The sequence below is a fragment of the Thermostichus sp. MS-CIW-40 genome (genome assembly GCF_054058315.1).
The window spans coordinates 33,945-47,742 of the sequence record NZ_JBSSAC010000013.1 but is presented as its reverse complement, the minus strand read 5'-3'; the positions used below and the strand labels follow the sequence as shown (position 1 = coordinate 47,742).

Below are 13,798 nucleotides of genomic sequence, written 5' to 3'. Positions count from 1 at the left end.
TATGACCCAAGTCCTGACCGTTTCTTGCAAGCTCAAGGTGTCCCAGTCGCAAGCCGCCACGTTGGACGAGACATTGGATGCTTTGTCGCTACGCGACGCTAACGCGAACGGCCAAGCCTTGAACTGGGTCAACCAAAACACACCCGAGAAAGTCGTCAACCCACTGAAACTCCAATCCCTGTGCTACTACGAAATCCGTGCCCGTTTCGGCTTGTCCAGTAATTTGGCAAGGACTACGTCCCGCTTACGCGACCAACAGATATGCAGACGGGTAGCGTCTGCTCGCAAGGTGGCACAACAGAAAAACCGCCCGGTCAAAGCGTTGTCGCTACGCGACGCTAACGCGAACAAGGGTGGCTTCGCTACCTACGACGCTCGTATCTTTTCGTTTCGCGAGAAAGACTGGACGGTGTCGCTCACCACGGTGGAGGGTCGAGAACGCTTTGAGCTGGCGATTGGTCATTACCAGAGAGAACAGTTGGCAGGCTCCAATCCCAAAAAGACCTCCGGTCCGCTGACGCGAACGGCCACTCTGGTCAAGCGCAAAGACGGTTCCTACTCCATCCAGATTTGCGTGGAAGCAAAGTTACCGGAACAGCAGAACACCGCTCAGGTGGTAGGCGTGGATTTGGGAAGGACGGATATTGCCCATACGTCAGAGGGGGGCAACTGGAATGGACAGCAGTTGAACAGAGTCCGAGACCACTACTCCCGGTTGAGGGCGGTACTCCAACGCAAAGCCAGTAAGGGCACACGCAGTTCGCGGCGCAGATGCAGAGAATTGTTGCAACGGCTGTCTGGCAAGGAGAGGCGCTTTCAGTCGCGTCAGCGTTGCGTAGCAAAAACGTGGCTCAATCATCGCATCTCTAAAGCTATTGTTTCTAGGGCAAAGGCCACAAATAGCGCTGTTGCTCTGGAAGACCTGACAGGGATACGGGAGCGTATCAACCAACAACCCCGCAGCAAAGCCGAGCGGCGCAGGGCCAACAGTTGGGCGTTCTACCAACTGAGGCAGTTTCTGGAATACAAGGCGAGGGTTGCAGGGGTTTCTCTGATCCTTGTTCCGCCTGCTTATACCTCGCAGACCTGTCACAAGTGTTTGCACATCCATCCCGACCCTGCGCAATCCTGTCGCGTCAGCGTTGCGTAGCAAAATCGCAGTGGGAAGCAGTTTAAGTGTGGGCACTGTGGATGGGAAGGGGATGCGGACTGGAATGGGGCCAACATGATTGCCAAACTTGGGGCTGCTGTAAACCAGCCTAGAGGTCAAGCCTACGGCTCGCTTCGCGAACGTGGTTGGCTTGCCAACTACAGGGCTACCGAAAGCCTGCACTGATACATTTACGCTGAACACTGCTGAACATCACTGTTCAACTATGCAGCGATAGCATTCTGTTTGTTTCCAAACAGAATGGCGGTATCCCGCAAAGCTTTGAGTAGAATACCCAAAGCGCAGTTTCCGTGTCGTCTTACTACCAATTTTCTGCTTTGCTTTGGCTACCATGTTGGCAGACTCGAAAGTAAACAGAAAGATCAACTGGTAGTAATCCGTACTGAACATATTATACATTATTTTCAGTATAGTTGAGCTTATTATTGACTAGAGTCATGCTCTTTCGCTTTAGCGGTGCGGAGCGCTCTGCGTCAGCATGAGTGCGGGTAGTTTACTAGAGGCGCTGGATGGCAATAGGAACTTGGGGAGTGGCAATGGTGCAGGTCGAGGTGTTGGCAGAACAGGCACAAAGCTGTGCCCGGCGGCTGGGGATCCCTCAGTTTGATCTCTACGGGGCTCAAGTGGATGAAACCAGCGTGCAGGTAGATCATGGGGAACCTCGCCAGGTCAAGGCTTCCCACCGCTGCAGCGTGACGGTGCGGGCCTGGAACGACCAGGGTCAGGTGGGGGTGACCTCCACCACCGATGTGGATGAGGCGGGGCTGGAACTGGCCCTGCAAACGGCCTTTGAAGCCAGCCGTTTTGGCCTGCGGGAACATGCCCCTCAATTCAGCCCAGAAGCCACTCTGCCCATTGCCCAGCCTTGTAACGACAAAGGGCCGTTGGCTTTGGCCGGCGACTTGTTGGAACAGTTGGTGGCTGCTGAAAAGGCACTGCTGGGATCCCATCCCGCCATTCAGGGGGTGCCCTACAACGGCCTAGCGCAGCGGCAAATCAACCGCTTCTACCTCAACAGCCACCAAGCCCTACGACAAGAGGAGCATACCCTCGCTTCGGTTTTTCTCTACAGCAAGGCAGAGCAAGAAGGTCGCAAACCCCGCAGCGCCGGAGCCATGCGAGTGGCTCGCAGCCTGGATGAGTTGGATATCCAGGGTTGTGTGCAGGAAGCTGCTGAGAAACTGATTAGCCATCTGGAGTACGAGCGGATCCCTTCTGGAAAATACACAGTGGTCTTTTCCGGAGAAGCCTTTTTGAGTTTGTTGAGCGCCTTCTCCAATGTGTTCAATGCTCAAAACATTTTGGACAACCAAAGCCTGTCCACCCCAGAATCCCTGGGCAAGACCATTGCCTCGCCTCTTCTATCGGTGTGTGACGATGCCCTACACCCGACCAATGTGGGAGCGATCAGCTTTGATGGCGAAGGCACCCCCACTCGCCGCGTCCCCCTCATCACCAATGGGGTCTTGACCCACTTTTTGCACAGCGCCGGTACGGCTAAGCGCCTAGGAGCCCAGCCCACCGGCCATGCCAACATCGGCGCCAAGGTCACAGTTGCCGCCCACTACTACCATGTATTTGCCGGGGCACCGCCGGAGAGCACCTATGACTTGGCTACGGCTGAAAATGTAGTTTGGATCGATGAGCTGCAAGCGCTTCATGCCGGCGTTAAGCCCCTACAGGGATCCTTCTCGCTGCCGTTTCAGGGGTGGTGGGTGCGCCAAGGAGAGCGCATCAGCATCGAAGCGGCCACAGTGGCCGGAGACTTCCTGGAGCTGTTGAAGTCGATTTTCTACGTCGAGCCCGAGCCGCAAGTCACACCCGGTGGGCTGTGTCCCCGCATTTGGGTTGCCGATCTCTCCATTACCGGGCAATAACCTCACTTCAAACTCATGCAACTGACCCGCATCGACCTCAACAGTTGGCTCATCCACACCCGGGAGCAAACCTTCCTATTGGATCCGTGGCTGGTGGATCCCCTGGTGTTTCTGGGGATCCCCTGGTTCATCCGCCTGGAGCACCGCCAACCACCCCCCTTTACGCCGGAGACCCTGCCCAAAATCGACGGGATCCTCCTCAGCCAAGCCCAGCCGGATCACTGCCACCCACCAACGTTGCAGCGCCTGGATAAGCGGATCCCCGTTTTGGCCTCGCCGGCTGCAGCCAGAGTAGTGAAGAGTCTAGGATTTGCAACGGTTCAGGCTCTGGATCCCTGGCAGTCCACTCAGTGGGGGGATCTGCGGGTCACAGCCATTCCCGGTGCGCTCCTGGGGCCTGTCCGTGAGCTGGGCTATCTGCTGGAAGAGGTGTCCTCCCAGACACGGCTTTACTACGAGCCTCATCTTTCCCAACCGGATATCCGGCTGCGATTGCAGCAGGAATTGTGCCCCATTCATACTCTGCTGATCCCGGTGGTGGGGCAGATCTTTCCCCTCTTGGGAGAGGTGATCATGGGGCCAGAGCGGGCCCTGGAGGTGGTGGCAGCCCTACGCCCCCAGCAGGTGATCCCTACGGCGATGGGAGAGGTGGACTACCACGGGTGGTTTGCCGCCCAGATCCGCCCCTTGGGCAGCCTGCAGGAGTTTCGAGAAAAGCTGGCAGCCTTGAATGCCGCCACGTCCCAATCTATCCAGTTGTGTTGCCCCGCCCCTGGGGAAACGGTGTCTCTTTCTGTCGTGGCCAAGACATGAGCCTTTCTTCCCCAGCCCCGCCTAGCGCCGATCTGGTGGCCATCTTGCGGGCAGATTACGCTCGCTTTCCCCGGGATCAGACCTATGCGATCTACGACCCGCAGGTTTACTTCCGGGATCCCCTCAACGAGTTTCGCGGCTTGGATCGCTATCGCCGCATGATCGAGGGGATAGGGCGTTGGATAGAGGATATCCGTCTCGATCTGCAGGATATTCGGCAAACCGGCAACCAGATCCGCACCGAGTGGATCCTGAGCGGTGCTTTGGCTTTGCCTTGGCGTCCCCGCCTGTGCATCCCCGGCTGGACAGAGATGCAGATCAATGAGACGGGGTTGATCGGATCCCATGTTGATTACTGGCGGTGCTCTCGCCGGCAAGTGTTGCTGCAAATGTTTCGGCCTGGGGAGCCCAAGGGATCCCGTTAATAGCTTCCATCCTTTGCTAGGATCACAAAGCTGACTTTTTAGCTCTCTGGAAAGTCGCCCCTGTTCTCAATCTGGAGAGATGGCCGAGTGGTCGAAGGCGCAGCACTGGAAATGCTGTGTGGGGCAACTCACCGTGGGTTCGAATCCCACTCTCTCCGCTGGAACTTGTTTGTGAGAGCAACTCACCGTGGGTAAGGCCATCCGGCCCGCTGGCGCGACCGAATCCCACTCTCTCCGTAATCCGATAACGTCCACTGAAGTCCAGAAAGCTCTTACCCAGCAAGGCTTCTGGGCTTTTTAGTGTCCACGATAGACCGGGGAAACCCACTGTAATCCAGGCTAAAGTGGGACACAATAGGGGATATAACAGACGGGGTGGGACATGGCCCTGTCAGAGATGGCCATTCGGAATGCCAAACTCAAGGACAAGCCGTACCAGTTGCCGAATAGAGAAGCAAGGCCATCCTGCCTGGCGAAGTTTTTGCCGAACCAGCTGACTATAGACTAACGGCCAACCGTAGGACGATGCCGACAAGAGCTACGGTGGCAGCTCCAATCAAGGCAAAAGCCAGGTTAACCACTTGGGCGCTAGCCTTTTGATAGGTGTCAATTCGTTCTAGGATCACCCGGTTTTCTATCCCCTGCTCGGCCCAACGTCTTTCCTGCTCGGCCCAGCGCTTTGCTTGATCGGCTGCCAGGGCTTCTAGCCGCTCGTTGGTTCTGGAGACATCCTGCCGGAGTCCTTCCACATCCTGTCGGATCTCTTCCACATCTTGCCGGATCTCTTCAATAACACTCAACACATCCCTGAGGGTGGGTTCACCGGCGGGCATCATAGAGCTGCAACCTCACTGAACAGCAAACGGTCTGAGCTCGCTAGATCAACTCGCTCACCGGGAAGCGATCCAGCATTTTTTGGGCTTGACGGGCATTTTCCCGTAACTCCGCCGGCAGATGGGGAACATAAGGGATCTGAGAAAGCAAATCCAGCGTGCGGCGGATCAGGCGCACCAGGTCTCCGGCATCTAGGTTGGTGCTGGCTTCCAGGGTCTCCCAAGGGATCCCTTGCGCCCAATGTTCGACGATCCCAGCCAAGCTGGGCTCAAACCCAATCGGCACATGAAACACCTGGTGTTGCCGTTGGCTGCGGAACAGCTGCCGCCGTAAACCCCGCAATCCGTGCAGCACATCCTCCACCAGCCCCGAGGTGCGCAGCCGGCTGTAGGTACCTGAACGGGGAGCCTCTGAGACCAAGGCAGCCACAACTCCGGCCAAATGATGGGGAGCACAGCCCTGACACTCACCCGAGAGCAGAGCCAGCGCCAGCCAGAGCTCGTTATCCCCCCGCAGCGCGGCCACCACCTCTCCGCTATCGGTAGGTTGATACTCTTGCAGACAGTTGAAATCCTGCAACACCCCCACCAAGGCCATAAATTGCTGCCAGCGCAGCTCCTGCACGGAATCGCTCTGCCGCTCCAGGTGCTCGAGGCGCTTGAGCAAGCGCTGTCGTTTTTCTCGCAAACCCAGCAATTTTTTCCCCACTTGGTGAGCGGGATTCTCTCGGATTTGAGCTTCTAGGGCACGGATTTTTTCCTCTTGGGCATGAATGTGGGGAAAGGCCAACAGCCGCAAGGTGGGATCCGGCTCAGCTTCCCGTTGTTTGAGCAAGTAGCGCAAAATGCGTCGTTCTTCCCGCCGTTGCGCCTGCATCTTCTCATAGCGGGCGATATCTTCGTCGGCAATGCCTCCCAAGAGACGGTCGATCTCCTCCAGCTCGGCGCGCGTGTGCAGGATCTCCTGTTGTTCGGGCAACTTTTGCAACGAGAGCAAATACTGGCCGAAGCTGCGGTTGATCAGATCCCGTGCTGCTTCCAAAGAGTGCTTTTGCAGCAGGTTCAGCACCATGCCATAGGTGGGGGTAAACTGGCTCACCAAGGGATCCGCTCCAGAGGTGGCCAGCCGCGCAGCTTCTTGGGCCCCCTCAAACGGGGATTGCACCGTCACCACATGGCCGATGATGTCCTTGCCCCGCCGTCCGGCTCGGCCCGACATTTGCATAAACTCAGAAGCGGTCAAGAGGCGGTGGCCGTTGTCGGTGCGCTTAGAAAGGGAGGAGATGACAGTTGTGCGGGCGGGCATGTTGATCCCGGCGGCCAAAGTCTCAGTGGCGAAGACCAGCTTCACTAGCCCCTGCTGAAACAGATGCTCCACCAGTCCCTTCCAGGCAGGCAACATGCCGGCATGGTGAGCGGCAATACCCCGGTAAAGGGCATCCAACTGATCTCGGCGGACAGCTTCGGGCGTTTCTCGACAAAAGCGGTCGATCTGCTCGGCCAACTGCTGCCGTTCTTCCTCGCTGGCTACCAAGTCCAGATCCCTTACGCTGGCCACGGCCATATCACAGCCTTTGCGACTGAAGATGAAATAGATGGCCGGCAGCATGTCCCGCTGGCGCAAGTTCTCCACCACCTGCACCATATCCGGCACTCCCCCATAGGGAGACTGACCTGACTTGGGGAGTTTGCTTTTCAGGCGGCGATTGCAAACCCACTGGCCGGACTCGGTTTGCTCCAGCAGGGGGAACAGCCCTTTGCGATTGGCAAAGTGAAATTGCAGCGGCACCGGGCGGTGGTTGGAGTCGATCAGATGGGTGGGGCCATGCACCTGGTTCATCCAATCGGTGAGCTGGTCGCTGTTGGCCAGGGTGGCAGAAAGGGCAATGAGCTGGATCGTGGGGGGGCAGTAGATGATTGCTTCTTCCCAGACGGTGCCCCGCTGCTGGTCGTTCATGTAATGGCATTCGTCCAGGATCACCGCCTGCACCTCTCGCAAGGGATCCCGACTCAGGGCCTCCGCCTCCTCCCAAGGTTCCATCCCATCGCCGGAGGCTCCTCTCTGAACGGCCAGAGAGAGCGGCGTGCCATAGAGCATGTTGCGGAAGATCTCGGTGGTCATCACCAAGATCGGCGCCTCCCGGTTGATGGAGATGTCGCCGGTGAGCAGGCCAACCTGTTCTGGGCCGAATTGCTGGCCAAAATCCCGGAACTTTTGGTTGGAGAGGGCCTTCAGGGGCGTTGTATAGAAAACCCGCTTGCCCTGGGATAGGGCCCGATAGATGGCATACTCTCCGATCAGGGTCTTGCCGGATCCCGTGGGAGCACAGACCACCACCGATTCCCCAGCAGCCAGAACCTGAATGGCTCGGATCTGAAAGTCGTCCAGCTCGAAGGGGAAAAGCTGCCGCAACTCGTCCAGCAAATCGGTTGCCGGGGAGAGAAGCGCACTCATGGGATCCAAATCAACATTGGGAAACCTGGAAACCCGCCCAATTCACTGCTTCCTGTGGGTTGTACCTTCTAGGATACAAGCTTTCTTGGGGCGTCGACTGCTCCCCTGCAAAAAGCGCCAGTTACTCTGCTTCTTTGGATCAAGAACAGCAGCTCAAGCAAGTGCTAAAATGGGGTGCCGTTGCCGGATGCTATCGTGCTGGTCGTCATCGACAACTACGACAGCTTTACCTACAACTTGGTGCAGTACCTGGGGGAGTTGGGAGCTCAGCTTCAGGTTTTTCGCAATGACCAGCTCTCCGTTGACGACCTGCGCCGAATGCAGCCGCAAGCTGTAGTTATCTCTCCTGGGCCAGGGCGGCCGGAAGATGCCGGGATCTCCCTGGAGCTGATTCGGGAGCTGGGGCCAGAGCTGCCGATTTTGGGGGTTTGTCTGGGGCACCAGTGCATTGGCCAGGTCTATGGTGGTCAGATCGTGCGCGCACCTGAGCTGATGCATGGCAAAACCTCGCTCATTTACCATCGAGGGGTGGGGGTGTTTGAGGGGTTGAGCCAGCCTTTCACGGCCACCCGCTACCACAGCTTGGTGATCGAGCCTTCTACGTGTCCTGACGAGCTGGAGGTGACGGCTCAAACAGGCGATGGGATCATCATGGGGGTACGCCACCGCCGCTATCCCCACGTTCAGGGCGTGCAGTTCCACCCGGAGAGCATCTTGACTGCAGAGGGCAAGCGCTTGTTGAGCAACTTCCTGCGCAGCGCCAAAGCCTCAACTGCTGCTCAGCCCAATGCTTCGCAAGTATCCCAGGAATCTGTTGCCGTTGTTACATCAGGGATCCCCACTCCATGAAGCGTCGCCAGCTTCTGCAAGCCAGCGCTGGGCTGCTGGGATCGATGGCCGTGAACCTGGCCAGAGGGCGCAAAGCGGGCGCTCAGACAGCGCCGGCACAAGGTTCGGAAACGCCAACAACCCCAGGGTCTATAGAGTTCACCCCCGGCTCCAGCTCGCAGGGGCTGCAACTGACTTGGCTGCACCACAGTTGTGTTTTGTTCGAGGGGGAGGGCCGACGGTTTCTGGTCAACCCGTTTCGGCCGGCGGGCTGTACGGCTGGCTATCCTGCCCCACGAGTTGCTGCCGATCTGGTGTTGCTCAGCAGCCGCTTGTTGGATGAAGGGGCTTTGGATGTGGTGCCCGGCAACCCCAAGGTGCTGTTTCAGCCGGGAGACTATCTGATTGACGGGATCCGGGTGCAAGGAGTACGCATGCCCCGTGGCCCTCGCTTTGGCGTAAACGTGGGTTGGCGCTGGCGCATGGCTGGGATCGACATTGTCCATTTGGGAGGGGCGCTGCAGCCAATTACGCGGGAGCAGTCCATCCTGCTTGCTCGTCCCGACCTGTTGCTGGTGCCAGTGGGGGGTGGGCCGAAAAATTACGATCCTGCCGGGGCCAAGGCGGCCATTGAAGCGCTGCAGCCGAAGTTGGTCATCCCAACGATGTATCGCACCGTCGCCGCCGCCGACTCCCAATGCGAGCTGCTGCCGCTGCAGGAGTTTTTGCGTCTCTTCCCCGCTGCTGCCCCGCAACCTGCCCTCAGCAACCCGTTGCTGCTCTCGGCCCAGGCTCTGCCCAGGCAGGGGCTCGCCATCCTTTTCTTTGAGGAATAGGGCTATGCGAGGTCAGGTCCTAAAAATCGCTGTCGGACTGGGATCCCTGCTAGTGGGGGGTCTGGGATTCTATGGATACTCCCTACCAGAAGATCCACAAGCCTTGGCCCAAGCCAACCCGCTGCGGCTGCAACTGGCTCTCTGGCTGGGGAAAGACGCCAACGCCGTCGATGAGCGGGGCAAGACAGCCCTGTTTTTCGTAGAAAGCGGCCTCAACGCCCGTCTTTTGCTGGCAGCGGGGGCGGATCCCAATCGACCGGACCATGGGGGAGCTAGCCCACTGCACCAAGCCGCTCGCCTGGGCAACCCTGAGGTTACGAAAGCCCTGCTCCAGGGAGGGGCGGAGGTGAACGCTCGCTTTGGTGCCGGTGGCCTTCCCCTACATTTTGCCGCTTGGTCCGGCAACCCCGAGGTCGTTCGGCTGCTGCTGGAACATGGCTCCGAGATCGACGAGCCGGATGGCTACGGCCTCACGCCCCTGCGCATCGCCCAGGATCTGCGCCGCTGGGAAGCTGCGATCCTTTTGTCCCGCTGGCCCCGCTCGGCATCCGCTGACGGGCATATGGATTGATTCCCCTTCTCTCACCACCCCAGCACCCAGGCAAAGATCAAAGGTGCCACAATGGTGGCATCCGACTCGATGACAAATTTGGGGGTGTCGATCCCCAATTTGCCCCAGGTGATCTTCTCATTGGGCACTGCCCCCGAGTAGGAACCGTAGCTGGTGGTGGAGTCGCTGATCTGGCAGAAATAGCCCCACAGGGGTACGCCCTGGCGACCCAGATCTTGATGGAGCATGGGCACCACACAAATGGGGAAATCCCCAGCAATGCCGCCGCCAATTTGAAAGAAGCCGATGGAGGATTCCGCCGAGGTGCGCAGGTACCAGTCCGCCAGGTGGATCATGTACTCGATCCCTGTGCGGACGGTATGCACATTGCGGATCTCACCCGTGATGCAGTGGGCGGCATACATGTTGCCGGTGGTGGAGTCCTCCCATCCCGGCACATAGATGGGCAAGTTGGCCTCCATAGCCGCGTAAACCCAAGAGTCCCGCGGATTGATCTGGTAGTAGGGCTCCAGCCGGCCGCTGCGCAGGATGCGGTAGATAAACTCGTGCGGGAAGTAGTGTTCCCCGGCCTGGTCGGCAGCCATCCACTCTTCCAAGAGGGCTTTTTCTAGGCGCCGCATCGCCTCCTCTTCGGGAATGCAGGTATCGGTTACCCGGTTCAGGTGCCGCTCCAGCAGCTCCTGCTCCTGCTGCGGGCTAAGATCGCGGTAGTGGGGCACGCGCTCGTAGAAGTCGTGGGCGATGAGGTTAAAGATGTCCTCTTCTAGGTTGGCGCCGGTGCAGGAGATGGCGTGCACCTTGTTCTGCCGGATCATTTCCGCTAGGGAAAGGCCCAGCTCCGCTGTGCTCATGGCGCCGGCCAGGGTCACCATCATTTTGCCGCCCTTTTCCAGGTGAGCACAGTAGCCCTTGGCCGCATCCACCAGCGCGGCGGCGTTGAAGTGGCGAAAGTGATGCTCGATAAATTGGCTGACAGGGCCGTTGGTCACGATTTTTCCGGTCACTCTGACCTGGTGAAGCACGGTTTTCTAGTCTATCAACTTTAGGGGCGCTGACAAGCTTTGCTTGGGGATACCTTTATCGGTATTGGCAACCATTCCCCTGCAGGTCGGCTGGAGCAGGTTGCGTTGCGAAGCCGGGATCCCATACCGGTTCTCACCCGGCCTTGGCTGAGACAAAGGGATCGCCTGCCCATGTCAGAATGGTGGCAAATCACCGCCCTATATCCGTTCACGCTATCTGTTCACGTTGGGTTCATGCCTCCTGTCAGCACCGTCGAGCCAGCTGAGCCAATTGTTGAAGCCCAATCTCCTGAGCTGGCTTCTCCTCCTGCCGAGCCATTGCCTGGCGCTGTGGACATGTCAGTGCCAACAACGACCGGGATCTCTATGGGATCCCTGCGGCGCTGGTGGGCGCGATGGAAGCAAAAACTGCGGTTGGAAACTCAGTTGCTCTTTGTGGCAACGCTGGTGGTCTCATTGGTGGTGAGCAGTTTTACCTTCTGGGCTGTCAGCACCGTGCAGCAGGATGCTCGCTTCAACGAAGCCCGCTTTGGCCGGGATCTGGGGCTGCTCTTGGCCGCCAATGTTGCCCCCCTGATTGCGGAAGATCGCATTGGCGAAGTGGCGCAACTGTCCCGCCAGTACTTTGAGAGCACCAGCAGCATCCGCTATTTGCTCTACGCCGATCCCGAAGGAAACATCTACTACGGGATCCCGTTCTCCAACCAAGAGGTGAAAACCTCCCTCAGCCTCACCCGTCGCATGCAACTGCCGGACAATCGCCCCCCTGCTGAGGGCCAACCGCTGGTGCGCACCCACCTCACTCCTGCCGGGCGGGTGACGGATATTTTCGTCGGCATCTACCATCAGGGCCGCTTTTTGGGCACCCTCGGCTTGGGCATCAATCCCAATCCCGCCCTGGTGCGCTCCACACAATTGGCGCGGGAGGTCTCGATTGGGGTGTTTTTGGCGGTGTGGGTCTTGGCCATCCTGGGAGCGGTGGTCAATGCCCTCACCATCACCTATCCCATCAAAGAGCTGGTCAAAGGTGTCCAGGAGATCACCAAAGGTAACTTCAAGCAGCGCATCGACCTGCCCTTCGGGGGCGAGCTGGCCCAACTCATCGACAGCTTTAACGAGATGGCGGAGCGGCTGCAAAGCTACGAAGAGCAAAACATCGAGGAACTGGCTGCCGCCAAAGCCAAGTTGGAGACCTTGGTCTTCTCCATCGTCGATGCCGCCATTTTGCTGGATGCCGAGTTGCGGGTGCTGCTGCTCAATCCTGCCGCCTCTCGTATGTTTGGCTGGGAAGGGGATCCCGTTTTGGGCAAACCCTTGCCGGAGCTGTTGCCGGAGGATCTGCGGCAGCAACTGGCCCGCCCCCTGATGCACATTGCCCGCGGGGATCAAGAGGCAGAGGAAGTTCGCGTCAACCTCACCGGCCCTACCAAGCGCGTCATTCGCATTCTGCTTTCACCGGTGTCGGATCCGCGTCGGCAAAATCTCAAGGGGATCGTGATGACGGTGCAGGACATCACCCGCGAGGCAGAGCTCAACGAAGCCAAGGCTCAATTCATCAGCAACATCAGCCACGAGCTGCGCACCCCCCTCTTCAGCATCAAGTCTTTTATCGAGACCCTCTACGAGTACGGCGAGCAGATGTCCCCCGCCGAGCGGCAGGATTATCTGGAAATTGCCAACCGCGAAACCGACCGCCTCACCCGCCTGGTCAACGATGTTTTGGATTTGTCTCGTCTGGAATCGGGCAAGCAGTACCACTTTGAAGGTGTCGACATCGCGGCAGTGATCGAGCAGACTTTGCGCACCCACCAACTGCAGGCCCGCGACAAAGGGATCCAGCTGCGCAAGTTCGTCGATCCGGATCTGCCGCTGGTCTGGGGCAACTACGATCTGCTGCTGCAGGTGATGACCAATCTCCTGGGCAATGCCCTCAAGTTCACTCCCTCAGGGGGCCTGGTGACGGTGCATGCCCACCTGGTGGTTCAGGCGGATGGATCCCTGCAGGCAGTGCGGGTGGCGGTGGCCGATACAGGCATTGGCATTGCCCCAGAAGATCAGGAGCGGATTTTCGACCGCTTTTTCCGTGTCGAGAACCGGGTCCACACCCTAGAGGGCACCGGCCTGGGGTTGGCCATCGTGCGCAACATCCTGGAGAAACATCGAACCCGCATCTGCCTGGAGAGCAAGCTAGAACAGGGATCCACCTTCTGGTTCGATCTGCACCTGTACACTGAAGAGGGACCGCTGGAGTTCGAGGTTCAGCCAGCCGAGACGGATCCCCCCAGTTGCGCTTGGCGGGAGCACTCCCATCAACGCTGAGGATATGAAGGGCATACCGGCCATTTTTTGGGGGTTGGGCCTCAGTTTCGCATTTTTGTGCCACACTGGTGACCTCTACCACCACCACAGGGGGGCTGGGCAACCCGCTGTTGGCCACCGGCGAAAACGTCACTTCTCTGCTGCTGGCGGTGGTGGCGGTGCTGGCCCCTTGGCTGGCAGTGCTGCTGATGGGTTTGCTGGTGTACTAGCTGGGCAAACGGGCGTTGAAACTGGGGTTCCGCAGCAGAAATGCCGCTCCCAAGTCTCAGGGATCCCCGCCGACGGCTGTTCTACACTGGAGAAGGTTTTAACTGGATGGTTTTGCCATGCCGCCTCGCTGGCCCCGGAAGCCCTCCCGTCGGGATCCCGAATTTCGCAAGCTGGATGATCGCTATACCTATGCCGCCCACCTGTCTGTTTTCCTCTGTAGCGGGTCTGGGCTGGTGTTTTTTCAGCAACTGTACCGCGCGGATTGGCCGTGGCTGGTGCCCCTGTTGGGCTGGTGGGCTTTGGGGCTAGGGATCCACAGCTTCTGGATCTTTTTTGTGGCCCGCTATCCCGTCGAGGCCGGCTTTGGGGAGCTCACTCCCGGCGCGCACGAAAACCCAACAGCCGCGGAGACGGATCCCTCCAGAGCCAGCTAGGACT

At 58.7% G+C, this 13,798-nt stretch carries 11 protein-coding genes, 1 tRNA gene and 2 pseudogenes; 11 read left to right on the top strand and 3 right to left on the bottom strand.

What is annotated here, in order from left to right; genetic code table 11:
- The first annotated feature begins 1 nt into the window (after position 1).
- From ACVWXF_RS06115 to ACVWXF_RS06095, 5 genes and pseudogenes are all read left to right on the top strand, one after another.
- Positions 2–1,336, top strand: a pseudogene (locus ACVWXF_RS06115) (RNA-guided endonuclease InsQ/TnpB family protein).
- 371 nt (positions 1,337–1,707) lie between these two features.
- Positions 1,708–3,048, top strand: a complete 1,341-nt coding sequence (locus tag ACVWXF_RS06110; protein ID WP_457473922.1) for a TldD/PmbA family protein — start codon at positions 1,708–1,710, stop codon at positions 3,046–3,048.
- Between the two features lie 15 nt (positions 3,049–3,063).
- On the top strand, positions 3,064–3,861 hold the full coding sequence (locus ACVWXF_RS06105) for an MBL fold metallo-hydrolase (RefSeq protein WP_457473921.1): 798 nt from the start codon (positions 3,064–3,066) through the stop codon (positions 3,859–3,861).
- Positions 3,858–4,286 carry a DUF2358 domain-containing protein gene (locus tag ACVWXF_RS06100; protein ID WP_457473920.1) on the top strand — a complete coding sequence of 143 codons (429 nt, stop codon included), beginning with the start codon at positions 3,858–3,860 and terminating at the stop codon, positions 4,284–4,286. The genes ACVWXF_RS06105 and ACVWXF_RS06100 overlap by 4 nt, the downstream gene beginning before the upstream one ends.
- A 73-nt stretch (positions 4,287–4,359) precedes the next feature.
- Positions 4,360–4,444: transfer RNA gene (locus tag ACVWXF_RS06095), tRNA-Ser, on the top strand.
- Between the two features lie 339 nt (positions 4,445–4,783).
- Here the strand turns inward: ACVWXF_RS06095 and ACVWXF_RS06090 are convergent.
- Together ACVWXF_RS06090 and ACVWXF_RS06085 are read right to left on the bottom strand one after the other, a co-directional pair.
- Entirely contained in the window at positions 4,784–5,122 is a 339-nt protein-coding gene (locus ACVWXF_RS06090) for a hypothetical protein (protein WP_457473919.1), read from the bottom strand.
- Positions 5,123–5,162: 40 nt separating this feature from the next.
- Positions 5,163–7,574, bottom strand: coding sequence for a DEAD/DEAH box helicase (locus ACVWXF_RS06085; protein ID WP_414406825.1), 2,412 nt, complete (start codon positions 7,572–7,574; stop codon positions 5,163–5,165).
- Positions 7,575–7,769: 195 nt separating this feature from the next.
- Here ACVWXF_RS06085 and ACVWXF_RS06080 point away from each other — a divergent pair, with 195 nt between their 5' ends.
- Genes ACVWXF_RS06080 through ACVWXF_RS06070 form a run of 3 tightly spaced genes read left to right on the top strand, consistent with a single transcriptional unit; the run spans position 7,770 to position 9,809 of the window.
- Positions 7,770–8,423, top strand: a complete 654-nt coding sequence (locus tag ACVWXF_RS06080) for an anthranilate synthase component II (RefSeq protein WP_457473937.1) — start codon at positions 7,770–7,772, stop codon at positions 8,421–8,423.
- Positions 8,420–9,238 (top strand): MBL fold metallo-hydrolase, encoded by an 819-nt coding sequence (locus tag ACVWXF_RS06075; RefSeq protein WP_457473918.1) that lies wholly within the window; start codon positions 8,420–8,422, stop codon positions 9,236–9,238. Before ACVWXF_RS06080 ends, ACVWXF_RS06075 begins: the two co-directional genes overlap by 4 nt.
- Before the next feature lie 4 nt (positions 9,239–9,242).
- Positions 9,243–9,809, top strand: a complete 567-nt coding sequence (locus ACVWXF_RS06070) for an ankyrin repeat domain-containing protein (RefSeq protein WP_457473917.1) — start codon at positions 9,243–9,245, stop codon at positions 9,807–9,809.
- An 11-nt stretch (positions 9,810–9,820) separates the two neighbouring features.
- Here the strand turns inward: ACVWXF_RS06070 and ACVWXF_RS06065 are convergent, their stop codons facing one another.
- Positions 9,821–10,798 (bottom strand): deoxyhypusine synthase family protein, encoded by a 978-nt coding sequence (locus ACVWXF_RS06065; protein ID WP_457473916.1) that lies wholly within the window; start codon positions 10,796–10,798, stop codon positions 9,821–9,823.
- A gap of 369 nt (positions 10,799–11,167) precedes the next feature.
- On the opposite strand from ACVWXF_RS06065, the gene ACVWXF_RS06060 reads away from it, so the two are divergent.
- From ACVWXF_RS06060 to ACVWXF_RS06050, 3 genes and pseudogenes are all read left to right on the top strand, one after another.
- Positions 11,168–13,150 carry a HAMP domain-containing sensor histidine kinase gene (locus tag ACVWXF_RS06060; RefSeq protein WP_457473936.1) on the top strand — a complete coding sequence of 661 codons (1,983 nt, stop codon included), beginning with the start codon at positions 11,168–11,170 and terminating at the stop codon, positions 13,148–13,150.
- Between the two features lie 41 nt (positions 13,151–13,191).
- Positions 13,192–13,359, top strand: a pseudogene (locus ACVWXF_RS06055) (DUF4126 family protein); the annotation flags it as partial.
- A 117-nt stretch (positions 13,360–13,476) separates the two neighbouring features.
- Positions 13,477–13,794 carry a hypothetical protein gene (locus tag ACVWXF_RS06050; RefSeq protein WP_011433986.1) on the top strand — a complete coding sequence of 106 codons (318 nt, stop codon included), beginning with the start codon at positions 13,477–13,479 and terminating at the stop codon, positions 13,792–13,794.
- The last annotated feature ends 4 nt before the right edge of the window (positions 13,795–13,798 follow it).